The 13,593-nt window shown below is 40.6% G+C and carries 27 protein-coding genes; all 27 read left to right on the forward strand.

Annotation, left to right across the window (positions count from 1 at the left end):
• Positions 1-300: 300 nt before the first annotated feature.
• The 27 genes from rpsJ to rpoA all read left to right on the forward strand — a co-directional run bounded on the left by rpsJ (position 301) and on the right by rpoA (position 13,593).
• Positions 301-612, forward strand: coding sequence for a 30S ribosomal protein S10 (gene rpsJ / locus HMPREF3263_RS01825; RefSeq protein ID WP_001181005.1), 312 nt, complete (start codon positions 301-303; stop codon positions 610-612).
• A 16-nt stretch (positions 613-628) separates the two neighbouring features.
• Positions 629-1,255, forward strand: a complete 627-nt coding sequence (gene rplC, locus HMPREF3263_RS01830; protein WP_005632753.1) for a 50S ribosomal protein L3 — start codon at positions 629-631, stop codon at positions 1,253-1,255.
• 15 nt (positions 1,256-1,270) lie between these two features.
• On the forward strand, positions 1,271-1,873 hold the full coding sequence (rplD, locus tag HMPREF3263_RS01835) for a 50S ribosomal protein L4 (RefSeq protein ID WP_005695085.1): 603 nt from the start codon (positions 1,271-1,273) through the stop codon (positions 1,871-1,873).
• On the forward strand, positions 1,870-2,169 hold the full coding sequence (gene rplW / locus HMPREF3263_RS01840; protein WP_005698919.1) for a 50S ribosomal protein L23: 300 nt from the start codon (positions 1,870-1,872) through the stop codon (positions 2,167-2,169). Before rplD ends, rplW begins: the two co-directional genes overlap by 4 nt.
• Before the next feature lie 17 nt (positions 2,170-2,186).
• Positions 2,187-3,008: a 50S ribosomal protein L2 gene (rplB, locus tag HMPREF3263_RS01845; RefSeq protein ID WP_005640979.1), complete on the forward strand. Its 822-nt coding sequence runs from the start codon at positions 2,187-2,189 to the stop codon at positions 3,006-3,008.
• 24 nt (positions 3,009-3,032) lie between these two features.
• Positions 3,033-3,308 carry a 30S ribosomal protein S19 gene (gene rpsS, locus HMPREF3263_RS01850; RefSeq protein WP_005539416.1) on the forward strand — a complete coding sequence of 92 codons (276 nt, stop codon included), beginning with the start codon at positions 3,033-3,035 and terminating at the stop codon, positions 3,306-3,308.
• Positions 3,309-3,319: 11 nt separating this feature from the next.
• Positions 3,320-3,652, forward strand: coding sequence for a 50S ribosomal protein L22 (rplV, locus tag HMPREF3263_RS01855; protein WP_005625897.1), 333 nt, complete (start codon positions 3,320-3,322; stop codon positions 3,650-3,652).
• 17 nt (positions 3,653-3,669) lie between these two features.
• Positions 3,670-4,377, forward strand: coding sequence for a 30S ribosomal protein S3 (gene rpsC, locus HMPREF3263_RS01860; RefSeq protein WP_005640982.1), 708 nt, complete (start codon positions 3,670-3,672; stop codon positions 4,375-4,377).
• 13 nt (positions 4,378-4,390) lie between these two features.
• Positions 4,391-4,801, forward strand: a complete 411-nt coding sequence (rplP, locus tag HMPREF3263_RS01865) for a 50S ribosomal protein L16 (RefSeq protein ID WP_005695088.1) — start codon at positions 4,391-4,393, stop codon at positions 4,799-4,801.
• Entirely contained in the window at positions 4,801-4,992 is a 192-nt protein-coding gene (gene rpmC / locus HMPREF3263_RS01870) for a 50S ribosomal protein L29 (RefSeq protein ID WP_005698890.1), read from the forward strand. The genes rplP and rpmC overlap by 1 nt, the downstream gene beginning before the upstream one ends.
• Complete coding sequence (rpsQ, locus tag HMPREF3263_RS01875) at positions 4,992-5,249, forward strand: 30S ribosomal protein S17 (RefSeq protein WP_005695091.1); 258 nt, start codon at positions 4,992-4,994, stop codon at positions 5,247-5,249. Before rpmC ends, rpsQ begins: the two co-directional genes overlap by 1 nt.
• A 238-nt stretch (positions 5,250-5,487) precedes the next feature.
• The gene (gene rplN / locus HMPREF3263_RS01880; RefSeq protein WP_005619403.1) at positions 5,488-5,859 is read left to right on the forward strand and encodes a 50S ribosomal protein L14; all 372 of its coding nucleotides are present in this window, start codon (positions 5,488-5,490) and stop codon (positions 5,857-5,859) included.
• A gap of 13 nt (positions 5,860-5,872) precedes the next feature.
• Positions 5,873-6,184 carry a 50S ribosomal protein L24 gene (rplX, locus tag HMPREF3263_RS01885; RefSeq protein ID WP_005695092.1) on the forward strand — a complete coding sequence of 104 codons (312 nt, stop codon included), beginning with the start codon at positions 5,873-5,875 and terminating at the stop codon, positions 6,182-6,184.
• A gap of 17 nt (positions 6,185-6,201) precedes the next feature.
• Positions 6,202-6,741: a 50S ribosomal protein L5 gene (rplE, locus tag HMPREF3263_RS01890; RefSeq protein ID WP_005695093.1), complete on the forward strand. Its 540-nt coding sequence runs from the start codon at positions 6,202-6,204 to the stop codon at positions 6,739-6,741.
• An 11-nt stretch (positions 6,742-6,752) separates the two neighbouring features.
• Positions 6,753-7,058: a 30S ribosomal protein S14 gene (gene rpsN / locus HMPREF3263_RS01895; RefSeq protein ID WP_005695094.1), complete on the forward strand. Its 306-nt coding sequence runs from the start codon at positions 6,753-6,755 to the stop codon at positions 7,056-7,058.
• Positions 7,059-7,094: 36 nt separating this feature from the next.
• The gene (gene rpsH / locus HMPREF3263_RS01900; protein ID WP_005625877.1) at positions 7,095-7,487 is read left to right on the forward strand and encodes a 30S ribosomal protein S8; all 393 of its coding nucleotides are present in this window, start codon (positions 7,095-7,097) and stop codon (positions 7,485-7,487) included.
• A 15-nt stretch (positions 7,488-7,502) separates the two neighbouring features.
• Positions 7,503-8,036, forward strand: a complete 534-nt coding sequence (rplF, locus tag HMPREF3263_RS01905; RefSeq protein ID WP_005698881.1) for a 50S ribosomal protein L6 — start codon at positions 7,503-7,505, stop codon at positions 8,034-8,036.
• A 13-nt stretch (positions 8,037-8,049) separates the two neighbouring features.
• Positions 8,050-8,403, forward strand: coding sequence for a 50S ribosomal protein L18 (rplR, locus tag HMPREF3263_RS01910; protein WP_005695097.1), 354 nt, complete (start codon positions 8,050-8,052; stop codon positions 8,401-8,403).
• A gap of 14 nt (positions 8,404-8,417) precedes the next feature.
• A complete protein-coding gene (rpsE, locus tag HMPREF3263_RS01915) occupies positions 8,418-8,918 on the forward strand; it encodes a 30S ribosomal protein S5 (protein ID WP_005695098.1) in 501 nt (166 codons plus the stop codon).
• A gap of 6 nt (positions 8,919-8,924) precedes the next feature.
• Positions 8,925-9,104 (forward strand): 50S ribosomal protein L30, encoded by a 180-nt coding sequence (gene rpmD, locus HMPREF3263_RS01920; protein ID WP_005543631.1) that lies wholly within the window; start codon positions 8,925-8,927, stop codon positions 9,102-9,104.
• Positions 9,105-9,108: 4 nt separating this feature from the next.
• A complete protein-coding gene (rplO, locus tag HMPREF3263_RS01925) occupies positions 9,109-9,543 on the forward strand; it encodes a 50S ribosomal protein L15 (RefSeq protein ID WP_005695100.1) in 435 nt (144 codons plus the stop codon).
• A 7-nt stretch (positions 9,544-9,550) separates the two neighbouring features.
• Positions 9,551-10,876 (forward strand): preprotein translocase subunit SecY, encoded by a 1,326-nt coding sequence (gene secY / locus HMPREF3263_RS01930; RefSeq protein ID WP_005695101.1) that lies wholly within the window; start codon positions 9,551-9,553, stop codon positions 10,874-10,876.
• Between the two features lie 28 nt (positions 10,877-10,904).
• Positions 10,905-11,018, forward strand: a complete 114-nt coding sequence (gene rpmJ, locus HMPREF3263_RS01935) for a 50S ribosomal protein L36 (protein WP_005625868.1) — start codon at positions 10,905-10,907, stop codon at positions 11,016-11,018.
• Between the two features lie 141 nt (positions 11,019-11,159).
• A complete protein-coding gene (gene rpsM / locus HMPREF3263_RS01940) occupies positions 11,160-11,516 on the forward strand; it encodes a 30S ribosomal protein S13 (protein ID WP_005548758.1) in 357 nt (118 codons plus the stop codon).
• Positions 11,517-11,532: 16 nt separating this feature from the next.
• Entirely contained in the window at positions 11,533-11,922 is a 390-nt protein-coding gene (rpsK, locus tag HMPREF3263_RS01945; RefSeq protein WP_005543603.1) for a 30S ribosomal protein S11, read from the forward strand.
• Positions 11,923-11,951: 29 nt separating this feature from the next.
• Complete coding sequence (gene rpsD / locus HMPREF3263_RS01950) at positions 11,952-12,572, forward strand: 30S ribosomal protein S4 (RefSeq protein WP_005625866.1); 621 nt, start codon at positions 11,952-11,954, stop codon at positions 12,570-12,572.
• Between the two features lie 31 nt (positions 12,573-12,603).
• Entirely contained in the window at positions 12,604-13,593 is a 990-nt protein-coding gene (rpoA, locus tag HMPREF3263_RS01955; RefSeq protein WP_005695102.1) for a DNA-directed RNA polymerase subunit alpha, read from the forward strand.

The following is a 13,593-nucleotide window of genomic DNA, read 5'->3' on the forward strand; positions in this document are numbered from 1 at the left end:
TGCGGTCATTTTTTCAGGTGAAAATACTCGAGAAAATGACCGAACTTTTTTACTTGTGGAAATTAATTGAACAAAAAGCTTGCATAATTAGGCGTTTTTGTGTAATATCCACGGGCTTTCAGATATTGAAAGCCGTTTAATGTAATCATTTATTAAACGAGTATTACGATATGTAATACTAACAATGTTTCCGATTTGGAGACTATAAATAGGTCAGCTGCACTTCCTTTTCTATTTTGAAGTTAGAAGAGTGATGGTGTCAGTTTTGTTATTAGCTAAATTTATTGGAGCTCTGGTCTAATGCAGAACCAAAGAATCCGTATCCGCTTAAAAGCTTTCGATCACCGTTTGATCGATCAATCTACTGCGGAGATCGTAGAAACAGCTAAACGTACTGGTGCACAAGTTCGTGGTCCAATCCCTTTACCAACTCGTAAAGAGCGTTTCACCGTGTTGATTTCTCCACACGTGAACAAAGACGCGCGTGATCAATACGAAATTCGTACACACAAACGTTTAGTAGATATCGTAGAGCCAACAGAAAAAACTGTTGATGCATTAATGCGTTTAGATTTGGCTGCCGGTGTGGACGTGCAGATCAGCCTAGGTTAATTAAGAGGTTATTACAATGATTGGTTTAGTCGGTCGTAAAGTTGGTATGACCCGTATCTTCAATGAAGACGGTGTTTCTGTACCAGTTACCGTTATCGAAATCGAAGCCAACCGCGTAACTCAAGTTAAAACTCTTGAAAACGATGGCTATACTGCAGTTCAAGTTACTACTGGTTCTAAAAAAGCGAATCGTGTAACTAAACCTGAAGCAGGCCATTTCGTGAAAGCAGGTGTTGAAGCTGGTCGCGGTTTATGGGAATTTCGTACTGAAGGTGAAGAATTCACTTTAGGTCAAGAAATCAATGTTGACATCTTTGCAGATGTTAAAAAAGTAGATGTTACTGGTACTTCTAAAGGTAAAGGTTTCCAAGGTGGTGTTAAACGTTGGAACTTCCGTACTCAAGATGCTACACACGGTAACTCTTTATCACATCGTGTACTTGGTTCTATTGGTCAAAACCAAACTCCAGGTCGTGTGTTTAAAGGTAAAAAAATGGCAGGACATTTAGGTGCTGAGCGTGTAACCGTTCAATCACTTGAAGTTGTTCGTGTAGATGCTGAGCGTAAATTGCTATTAGTAAAAGGTTCTGTACCTGGTGCTATCAATGGCGATGTTATCGTTAAGCCGGCAGTTAAAGCATAAGTCTAGGAGATAGAGATGGAATTACAAGTTGTAGGTGCAAACGCACTAACTGTTTCTGAAACTACCTTCGGACGTGAGTTTAACGAAGCTTTGATTCACCAAGTTGTTGTTGCTTATGCAGCAGGTGCTCGTCAAGGTACTCGTGCGCAAAAAACTCGTGCTGAAGTGTCTGGTTCAGGTAAAAAACCTTGGCGTCAAAAAGGTACAGGTCGTGCTCGTTCTGGTGATATCAAATCACCAATCTGGCGTTCTGGTGGTACAACCTTCGCGGCAAAACCACAAGATCACAGCCAAAAAGTGAATAAGAAAATGTACCGTGGTGCTATCAAAAGCATTCTTTCTGAATTAGTTCGTCAAGACCGTTTGGTTGTGGTTGAGAAATTCGAATTAGATGCACCAAAAACTAAAGTATTAGTACAAAAATTAAAAGATTTAGCAGTTGAAGATGCGTTAATTATCACAGCAAGTTTAGATGAAAATCTATTCTTAGCAGCACGTAACTTATATAAAGTTGATGTACGTGATGTTCAAGGTATCGATCCAGTTAGCTTAATCGCTTTCGATAAAGTGATTGTTACTGTTGACGCTGTGAAACAAATTGAGGAGATCCTAGCATGAGTCAAGAACGTTTGCTAAGCGTGCTACGTGCACCGCACATCTCTGAAAAAGCAACTAACAATGCTGAAAAATCTAACACTGTTGTACTTAAAGTTGCTTTAGATGCGAACAAAGCTGAAATTGCTGCTGCTGTTGCTCAATTATTTGAAGTAAAAGTTGACTCAGTTCGTACTGTGGCTGTTAAAGGTAAAACTAAACGCCGTGGTAACAAAATGGGTCGTCGCAGCGACTGGAAAAAAGCTTATGTAACTTTAGCCGAAGGCCAAAACTTGGACTTCGTGGACAGTGCAGAGTAATCGGAGGAAATTAGAGAATGGCTATCGTTAAATGTAAGCCGACCTCCGCTGGTCGTCGTCACGTTGTTAAAATCGTGAACCCTGAATTATACAAGGGTAAACCTTACGCGCCTCTTCTAGATACTAAATCTAAAACTGGTGGTCGTAACAATTATGGTCGTATTACCACTCGCCACATCGGTGGTGGTCATAAACAACATTACCGTTTAATCGATTTCAAACGTAACAAGTTAGATATCCCAGCGGTTGTTGAACGTTTAGAATATGATCCAAACCGTTCAGCTAACATTGCTTTAGTGCTTTATAAAGATGGTGAACGCCGCTATATCTTAGCACCTAAAGGTTTGTCAGTTGGCGATCAAATCCAATCTGGCGTTAACTCACCAATTAAAGTGGGTAACTCATTACCAATGCGTAATATCCCAGTTGGTTCAACAGTACATAACGTTGAATTAAAACCAGGTAAAGGCGGTCAAATCGCTCGTTCTGCTGGTGCTTATGTACAAATCATCGCTCGTGAAGGCAACTATGTGACTTTACGTTTACGTTCAGGCGAAATGCGTAAAGTATTAGCTGAATGTGTTGCTACAATCGGTGAAGTTGGTAACTCAGAACATATGCTTCGCGTATTGGGTAAAGCTGGTGCTAACCGCTGGAGAGGCATTCGCCCTACAGTTCGTGGTACTGCAATGAACCCAGTAGATCACCCACACGGTGGTGGTGAAGGTCGTAACTTTGGTAAACACCCAGTAACTCCTTGGGGCGTTCAAACTAAAGGTAAGAAAACTCGTCACAACAAACGTACTGATAAATATATCGTACGTCGTCGTGGCAAATAATTTAAATTAATAAGAGGATAAGCCATGCCACGTTCTCTCAAGAAAGGTCCTTTCCTTGACCTACACTTGTTGAAGAAGGTAGAGAAGGCGGTGGAAAGCGGGGATAAAAAACCAATCAAAACTTGGTCCCGTCGTTCAATGATCATTCCTTCAATGATCGGATTGACCATCGCAGTCCATAATGGTCGTCAGCACGTTCCTGTTTATGTATCTGATGAAATGATCGGCCATAAATTAGGTGAATTTGCACCGACTCGTACATACCGCGGTCACGCGGCAGATAAGAAAGCTAAGAAATAAGAGGTAAATAGATGGAAACTATCGCAAAACATCGTTACGCTCGCACTTCTGCCCAAAAAGCTCGCTTAGTTGCCGATTTAATTCGTGGTAAAAAAGTTGCGCAAGCATTAGAAATCTTAACTTTTACTAACAAAAAAGCTGCGGCTTTAGTGAAAAAAGTATTAGAGTCTGCTATTGCTAACGCAGAGCATAATGATGGTGCAGATATCGATGATCTTAAAGTTGCTAAAATCTTCGTTGACGAAGGTCCTAGCATGAAACGTGTTATGCCACGTGCTAAAGGTCGTGCAGATCGTATTTTAAAACGTACTAGCCACATCACTGTGGTTGTGTCAGATCGTTAATAAGTAGAGGAATAGCAATGGGTCAAAAAGTAAATCCAAATGGTATTCGCCTAGGTATTGTAAAACCTTGGAACTCTACTTGGTTCGCGAATACACAAGATTTCGCCGACAATCTTGACGGTGACTTCAAAGTACGCAAATTCTTAACTAAAGAATTAGCAAACGCTTCGGTTTCACGTATTACTATTGAGCGTCCAGCGAAAAGTATTCGTGTAACAATTCACACAGCTCGCCCTGGTATCGTTATCGGTAAAAAAGGTGAAGATGTTGAAAAATTACGTAACGCAGTATCTCAAATCGCTGGCGTTCCGGCTCAAATCAACATTGCTGAAGTGAAAAAACCGGAATTAGATGCAAAATTAGTTGCAGACAGCATCGCTTCTCAATTAGAACGTCGTGTAATGTTCCGCCGAGCTATGAAACGTGCGGTACAAAGCGCAATGCGTTTAGGTGCTAAAGGTATCAAAGTTGAAGTTAGCGGTCGTTTAGGTGGTGCAGAAATCGCACGTTCTGAATGGTATCGTGAAGGTCGTGTACCTCTACATACTCTTCGTGCGGACATCGATTATAACACTGCAGAAGCTCATACTACATACGGCGTAATCGGCGTTAAAGTATGGATCTTCAAAGGTGAAATTTTGGGTGGAATGGCTGCAGTTGCGCAATCAGAACAACAACCTGCCGACAAGCCTAAAAAGGCTCCACGTGGCAAAGGTCGTAAGTAAGGAGAAACGCTAAATGTTGCAACCAAAACGTACAAAATTCCGTAAAGTTCACAAAGGCCGTAACCGTGGTATCGCGGGTGGTACTGAAGTTAGCTTCGGTACATTCGGGTTAAAAGCAGTTGGTCGTGGTCGTTTAACCGCTCGTCAAATTGAAGCGGCTCGTCGTGCAATGACACGTGCAGTTAAACGTCAAGGTAAGATCTGGATCCGTGTTTTCCCAGATAAACCAATTACTGAAAAACCATTAGAAGTCCGTATGGGTAAAGGTAAAGGTAACGTTGAGTACTGGGTAGCCTTAATCCAACCGGGTAAAGTACTTTATGAAATGGATGGTGTGTCAGAAGAGATCGCAAGACAAGCATTTGCATTAGCAGCTGCTAAATTGCCAATCAAGACTACCTTCGTAACTAAGACGGTGATGTAATGAAAGCTCAAGATTTACGTATAAAAAGTGTTGAAGAGCTGAATAATGAGTTAGTGAACCTTTTAGGTGAACAATTCAAATTGCGTATGCAAACAGCCACCGGTCAGCTTCAACAAACCCATCAGGCTAAACAAGTGCGTCGTGATATCGCACGTGTTAAAACCATTTTAACTGAGAAGGCGGGTGAGTAATGACTGATAAAATTCGTAGCGTACAAGGTAAAGTTGTTAGCGACAAAATGGAAAAATCTTTCGTTGTTGCTATTGAACGTAAGGTAAAACATCCGTTATACGGTAAATTTATCCGTCGTACAACTAAATTACATGTACACGATGAGAACAACGAAGCCAAATTAGGTGATGTAGTAGAGATTCGCGAATGTCGTCCTCTCTCTAAAACCAAATCTTGGACTTTAGTTCGTGTTGTTGAGAAAGCAGTTATTGCTTAATTAACAAGTTAAAAAATAAAAGCCAATGGTTTATACCGTTGGCTTTTTTCTTTCCAAGACTTGCTAAAAAGTCATGAAAATTTGACCGCACTTTAAATACGCTAACTTAAGTATAAATTTTGATTGCGTTTATAGCTTGATTTTGGTAAACTCCGCCACCTATCCGCCATATATCTTTATAAGGCATGGATAGGTTCGTCCCGCAAGGGTGTATTATTAACTTAACGGAGCATAAAATATGATCCAAGAACAGACTATGCTGGATGTTGCTGATAACTCTGGTGCCCGCAGCGTAATGTGTATCAAGGTTCTAGGTGGATCGCACCGTCGTTATGCTGCTATTGGTGATATCATCAAAGTTACTGTGAAAGAAGCAATTCCACGCGGTAAAGTTAAAAAAGGTGATGTATTAAAAGCAGTTGTTGTGCGCACCAAGAAGGGTGTTCGTCGCCCAGACGGATCAGTCATTCGCTTCGATGGTAACGCTTGTGTAATTTTAAACAATAACACAGAGCAACCAATCGGTACTCGTATTTTTGGACCGGTGACTCGTGAACTTCGTTCTGAGAAATTCATGAAGATCATTTCTTTGGCACCAGAAGTACTGTAAGGAGAAGTGAGAAATGGCTGCAAAAATTCGTCAAAACGATGAAGTAATCGTACTTGCCGGTAAAGACAAAGGCAAGCGTGGCAAGGTAACTAAAGTGTTACCAAACGGTAAAGTGTTTGTTGAAGGTATCAACATCATCACTAAACATGAAAAACCAGTTCCTGCTTTAGGACAAGCTGGTGGTTTAGTGAAAAAAGAAGCGGCTATTGATGCTTCTAACGTTGCGATTTTCAATCCAAAAACAAACAAAGCTGACCGTGTAGGTTTTAGATTCGAAGACGGCAAAAAAGTACGTTTCTTCAAATCTAACAATGAAATTATCTAACAAACTGGAGTAATGCGATGGCGAAACTGCATGATTACTACAGAGATCAAGTAGTAAACGAGTTAAAAAATAAATTCGGCTACAAATCTGTCATGCAAGTCCCACGAATCGAAAAGATTACCCTGAATATGGGTGTGGGTGAAGCATTGACCGATAAGAAATTGCTAGACAACGCAGTAGCGGACTTAGCAGCAATTAGCGGTCAAAAACCTTTAGTAACTAAAGCTCGTAAATCTGTTGCTGGCTTTAAAATCCGTCAGGGATATCCAATCGGTTGTAAAGTAACACTACGCGGTGAGCGTATGTGGGAGTTCTTTGAACGTTTAATTACAATTGCTGTTCCACGTATTCGTGACTTCCGCGGTTTAAGTGCGAAATCATTTGATGGTCGTGGTAACTACAGCATGGGTGTGCGTGAACAAATCATCTTCCCTGAAATCGATTACGATAAAGTAGATCGTGTACGTGGTTTAGATATCACTATCACAACTACTGCTAAGAATGATGAAGAAGGTCAAGCACTACTTGCTGCCTTTAATTTCCCATTCCGTAAATAAGGCAGGTTATAATGGCAAAACAATCAATGAAAGCACGCGATGTAAAACGCGTTAAATTGGCTGAAAAATTCTTCGCTAAACGTGCAGAATTAAAGAAAATCATTTCTGATGTCAATGCCTCTGACGAAGATCGTTGGAATGCAGTGTTAAAATTACAAACTTTACCACGTGATTCTAGCCCTAGTCGTCAACGTAACCGTTGCCGCCAAACTGGACGTCCTCACGGCGTTTTACGTAAGTTTGGTTTAAGCCGTATTAAGGTTCGTGAAGCTGCTATGCGCGGCGAGATCCCTGGCCTTAGAAAAGCGAGCTGGTAATATACCACTTTATTTTGGAATCGGAGAAAAAGTACAATGAGTATGCAAGATCCAATCGCAGATATGTTGACCCGTATTCGTAACGGTCAAGCTGCGAACAAAGTTGCAATCAATATGCCTTCTTCCAAGCTAAAAGTGGCAATTGCCAACGTATTAGCTGCTGAAGGTTATATCGAAAGCGTTAAAGTTTTAGAAGGTGCAAAACCTGAATTGGAAATTACTTTAAAATATTTCCAAGGCAAACCGGTTGTAGAAAGCATCCAACGTGTAAGCCGTCCAGGTCTTCGTATTTACAAACGTAAAGACGAATTACCAAAAGTTATGGGTGGTTTAGGTGTTGCTGTAATTTCTACATCTAAAGGTGTTATGACTGACCGTGCAGCTCGTCAAGCGGGCTTAGGCGGTGAGATCATCTGTTACGTAGCTTAATAGAGGGGTAGGAAAATGTCTCGTGTTGCAAAGGCACCTGTTAATATTCCTGCCGGCGTTGAAGTTAAACTCGACGGTCAGCTATTAACAGTAAAAGGAAAAAATGGCGAGTTATCTCGCACAATTCATCACTCAGTTGAAGTTAAACAAGATAATGGTCAATTTACTTTCACTCCACGTGAAGGTTTTGTTGAAGCGAATGCTCAATCGGGTACAGCTCGTGCATTAGTTAATGCAATGGTTATCGGTGTTACTGAAGGCTTCACTAAGAAATTACAACTAGTGGGTGTTGGTTACAGAGCTCAAGTTAAAGGCAACGTAGTTGCATTAAGCTTAGGTTTCTCTCACCCTGTGGAGCACACTTTACCAGCAGGTATTACTGCAGAATGCCCTTCACAAACGGAAATCGTTTTAAAAGGTGCTGACAAGCAGTTAATTGGTCAAGTTGCAGCAGATATTCGTGCTTATCGCCGTCCTGAACCTTATAAAGGTAAAGGTGTACGTTACTCTGATGAAGTAGTACGTATGAAAGAGGCTAAGAAGAAATAATTAAGGTAACACTATGGATAAGAAATCAGCTCGTATCCGTCGTGCAGCTCGTGCACGTCATATGATGAGAGAGCAAGGTGTAACTCGTCTAGTTATTCACCGTACTCCGCGTCATATCTACGCACAAGTTATTGCACCAAACGGTTCAGAAGTGCTTGCCGCTGCTTCAACTGTTGAAAAAGCAATTCGTGAGCAAGTTAAATATACCGGTAATAAAGATGCCGCAGCAGTAGTAGGTAAACTTGTTGCTGAGCGCGCATTAGCAAAAGGCGTTAAAGACGTTGCTTTTGACCGTTCCGGTTTTAAATATCATGGTCGTGTCCAAACTTTAGCGGACGCTGCACGTGAAGCTGGTCTACAGTTCTAATGAGGTAAATTGAGATGTCAAACATCGAAAAACAAGCTGGTGAACTGCAAGAGAAGCTAATCGCAGTAAACCGTGTATCAAAAACTGTAAAAGGTGGTCGTATTATGAGCTTTACTGCTTTAACAGTAGTAGGCGATGGTAACGGTCGCGTAGGTTTTGGTTATGGTAAAGCTCGCGAAGTTCCGGCAGCGATCCAAAAAGCGATGGAAAAAGCACGTCGCAATATGATTAATGTCGCTTTAAATGAAGGTACATTACAACACCCAGTTAAAGGTGTTCACACTGGTTCTCGCGTATTTATGCAACCAGCTAGCGAAGGTACAGGTATCATCGCAGGTGGTGCAATGCGTTCAGTGTTAGAAGTTGCTGGTGTACGTAACGTTCTTTCTAAAGCGTATGGTTCAACCAACCCAATCAACGTTGTTCGTGCAACTATTGATGCATTAGCAAATATGAAATCACCAGAAATGGTTGCTGCTAAACGTGGCAAAACCGTTGATGAAATTTTGGGGTAATTGATAATGGCTAAAACTATTAAAGTAACTCAAGTTCGTAGCTCAATTGCTCGTTTACCGAAGCACAAAGCTACCTTGCGTGGTCTTGGTCTTCGCCATATGCACCATACTGTTGAGTTAATCGATACTCCGGCAGTACGTGGTATGATTAACCAAGTTTCATACATGGTTAAAGTGGAGGAGTAAGAGAATGCGTTTAAATACTCTATCTCCGGCTGAAGGTGCTAAGCACAGCGCAAAACGCCTTGGTCGTGGTATTGGTTCAGGTTTAGGAAAAACTGGTGGTCGTGGTCATAAAGGTCAAAAATCTCGTACTGGCGGCGGTGTTCGTCGTGGTTTCGAGGGTGGCCAAATGCCATTATACCGTCGTTTACCAAAATTTGGTTTCACTTCAATGAAATCAGCGGTAACTGCTGAAGTTCGTTTAAACGAATTAACAAAAGTTGAAGGAAATGTTGTCACTTTAGAAGCATTAAAAGCTGCAAACATTTTAACTAAAGATATTCAATTCGCTAAAGTTATCTTAGCTGGTGAAGTGAAATCTGCAGTTACTGTACGTGGTTTACGTGTAACTAAAGGTGCAAAAGCAGCAATCGAAGCTGCTGGCGGTTCAGTTGAGGAATAATTAGCAAATGGCTAAACAACCAGGTTATCAAAGCAGAAGTACTAATAGTGGTACTGGTGAACTAAAAAGCAGATTGCTTTTTGTATTAGGTGCACTTATCGTTTATCGTATTGGTTCTTTTATTCCGCTTCCTGGTATTGATGCCGCCGTGCTAGCTCAATTAGTTGAACAACAAAAAGGCACCATCATTGATATGTTAAACATGTTCTCTGGTGGTGCATTGAGCCGAGCATCAATTTTAGCATTAGGTATCATGCCGTATATCTCGGCATCTATCGTAATGCAATTGCTTGCTACGGTTTCACCTGCTTTAGCAGAATTGAAAAAAGAAGGCGCTGCAGGACAAAGAAAAATCACCAAGTATACTCGTTATGCAACGGTGGTTTTTGCTACTATCCAAGCTATCGCAATTTCTACCGGTTTACCGAATATGTTGCCACAATTAGTGCCAAATATCGGTTTTACTTTTTACTTCACTGCAGTAGTGAGTCTTGTTACCGGAACCATGTTCTTAATGTGGTTAGGTGAGCAAATTACTGAAAGAGGTATTGGTAACGGTATCTCAATTCTTGTTTTTGGTGGTATTGTTGCAGGATTGCCACATGCAATCATCGAAACTGTTGAGCAAGCTCGTCAAGGACAAATGCATCCTTTAGTTCTTCTACTAATCGCTGCTATTGTTTTTGCAGTAACTTACTTTGTTGTCTTCGTAGAACGTGGACAACGTAGAATTCGTGTTGAATATGCTAAGCGTCAACAAGGACGTCAAATTTTAGGTGGTCATTCAACTCACTTACCATTAAAAGTTAATATGGCAAACGTAATGCCAGCAATTTTTGCTTCAAGCATTATTTTATTCCCTGCTACATTGACACAATGGTTTGGTCAGAATGATAAGTTTGAGTGGTTAAATGACTTATCAATGTTGTTGAATCCTGGACAACCTTTATATCTTCTTGTTTATGCGGTAGCGATTATTTTCTTCAGTTTCTTCTACACTGCAATGCAATATAATCCACGTGATACAGCAGATAATCTAAAAAAATCTGGTGCATTTATCCCAGGAATTAGACCAGGTGAACAAACATCTCGTTACATTGATAAAGTAATGACTCGCTTAACATTAATTGGCGGTCTTTATGTAACGTTCGTATGTTTAGTCCCTTACATTATGACATCAGCATGGGATGTTAAATTCTACTTCGGTGGTACTTCCTTATTAATCGTTGTTGTTGTAATTATGGATTTTATCGTGCAAGTTCAGAGTCACTTAATGTCGTCTCAATATGAATCTGCGTTAAAAAAAGCAAACCTTAAAGGTTTTGGACAGTAATTGTTCATTTAAGTAAAAAGGATAAGCAATGAAAGTTCGTGCTTCCGTTAAGAAGATGTGTCGTAACTGTAAAATTGTTAAACGTGAAGGTGTTGTTCGCGTATTATGCAGCGACCCTAAACACAAACAACGTCAAGGTTAATTAACATTTCTTCTTGCAAAGAACCGGTTGAGTAGTTATACTACTCAACTCATTTATGTCCTTGGTATTCTGTTTGAGTATCCTGAAAACGGGCTTTTCAAGATCAGAATACCAAATTAGTTAAAATAATAGGAGTGCATAGTGGCCCGTATTGCAGGCATTAACATTCCTGATCACAAACACGCTGTAATCGCTTTAACTGCAATTTACGGTATCGGTAAAACTCGTTCTAAAAGCATTTGTGCTGCAGCGGGTATTGCTGAAGATGTTAAGATCAGCGAATTGTCTGAAGAGCAGATTGACAAACTGCGTGACGAAGTTGGTAAATTTACCGTTGAAGGTGACTTACGTCGTGAAGTAACACTAAACATCAAACGTCTTTTAGACTTAGGTTGTTACCGTGGTTTACGTCATCGTCGTAGTTTACCGGTACGTGGTCAACGTACTAAAACTAATGCGCGTACCCGTAAGGGTCCACGTAAGCCGATCAAAAAATAGTCGGGGTAAATAAAGAATGGCTAAAACACCAGTTCGTGCACGTAAACGTGTAAAAAAACAAGTTGTAGATGGCGTAGCACACATTCACGCATCTTTCAATAATACAATCGTTACCATTACTGACCGTCAAGGTAATGCTTTAGCTTGGGCTACAGCAGGTGGTTCAGGTTTCCGTGGTTCTCGTAAATCTACCCCGTTCGCTGCACAAGTTGCTGCAGAACGTTGTGCTGAAATCGTTAAAGAATTCGGCTTAAAGAACTTGGAAGTTATGGTTAAAGGTCCGGGTCCGGGTCGTGAATCAACAATCCGTGCATTAAATGCAGCGGGTTTCCGTATCACGAATATCACTGATGTGACTCCGATTCCTCATAACGGTTGTCGTCCACCGAAAAAACGTCGTGTTTAATGGCGTAATAGGATAGTTGGAGAAAGAAAATGGCAAGATATTTGGGCCCTAAACTCAAGCTCAGCCGTCGTGAAGGCACTGATTTATTCCTTAAATCAGGTGTACGTGCGATTGATTCAAAATGTAAAATTGATACAGCACCAGGTCAACACGGTGCTCGTAAACCGCGTTTGTCTGACTATGGTAGTCAATTACGTGAAAAACAAAAAGTTCGTCGTATCTATGGTATTTTAGAACGTCAATTCCGTAACTACTATAAAGAAGCAAACCGTTTAAAAGGTAATACTGGTGAAAACTTACTAGTATTATTAGAAGGTAGATTGGATAACGTTGTTTATCGCATGGGATTTGCTGCAACTCGCGCAGAAGCTCGTCAATTAGTGAGCCACAAAGCGATTGTCGTAAATGGTCGTGTTGTAAATATCCCATCTTTCCAAGTTTCTGTAAATGATGTTGTTGCTGTTCGTGAGAAATCTAAAAAACAAGCACGTATTAAAGCATCATTAGAATTAGCAGAACAAAGAGAAAAACCAACTTGGTTAGAAGTTGATTCTGCAAAAATGGAAGGTGTGTTCAAACGTGTTCCTGAACGTTCTGATTTATCAGCAGATATTAACGAACATCTGATCGTTGAGCTTTACTCTAAATAATAGTTAAGCTTAAAAGCAAAGAGAGGATAAAATGCAGGGTTCTGTTACAGAATTTTTAAAGCCACGCTTAGTAGATATCGAGCAAATTAGCTCTACTCATGCTAAGGTGATCTTAGAACCGTTAGAGCGTGGCTTTGGTCATACTCTAGGGAATGCATTACGTCGTATCCTTCTGTCTTCAATGCCAGGTTGTGCTGTAACTGAAGTAGAAATTGATGGCGTACTGCACGAATATAGTAGTAAAGAAGGTGTTCAGGAAGATATTCTTGAAGTTCTTTTAAACCTTAAAGGTCTAGCGGTTAAAGTACAGAATAAAGATGATGTTATTCTGACATTAAATAAATCTGGAATTGGCCCTGTTGTTGCAGCAGATATCACCCATGATGGTGATGTTGAGATTGTTAATCCATCACATGTAATCTGTCACTTAACAGACGAAAATGCATCTATTAATATGCGTATTCGTGTTCAACGTGGTAGAGGTTATGTACCTGCATCTGCTCGTACTCATTCACAAAATGAAGATCGTCCAATTGGTCGTTTATTAGTAGACGCTTGTTATAGTCCGGTTGACCGTATTGCTTACAATGTTGAAGCAGCACGTGTTGAACAACGTACTGACTTAGATAAACTAGTTATCGAGTTAGAAACTAACGGGACTATTGATCCGGAAGAAGCAATTCGTCGTGCAGCAACAATTTTAGCAGAGCAACTCGATGCATTCGTTGATTTGCGTGATGTTCGTCAACCTGAAGTCAAGGAAGAAAAACCGGAATTTGATCCGATTTTATTACGTCCTGTTGATGACTTAGAGTTGACAGTTCGTTCTGCTAACTGTTTGAAAGCAGAAACAATTCACTATATCGGTGACTTAGTACAACGTACAGAAGTTGAGTTATTAAAAACGCCTAATCTTGGTAAGAAATCTCTTACTGAAATTAAAGACGTTCTCGCTTCACGTGGCTTGTCACTTGGTATGCGCCTTGAGAATTGGCCACCAGCAAGTATTGCTGAAGACTAG

The organism is Haemophilus sp. HMSC61B11 (genome assembly GCF_001838615.1).
Classification (GTDB): domain Bacteria; phylum Pseudomonadota; class Gammaproteobacteria; order Enterobacterales; family Pasteurellaceae; genus Haemophilus_D; species Haemophilus_D parainfluenzae_AD.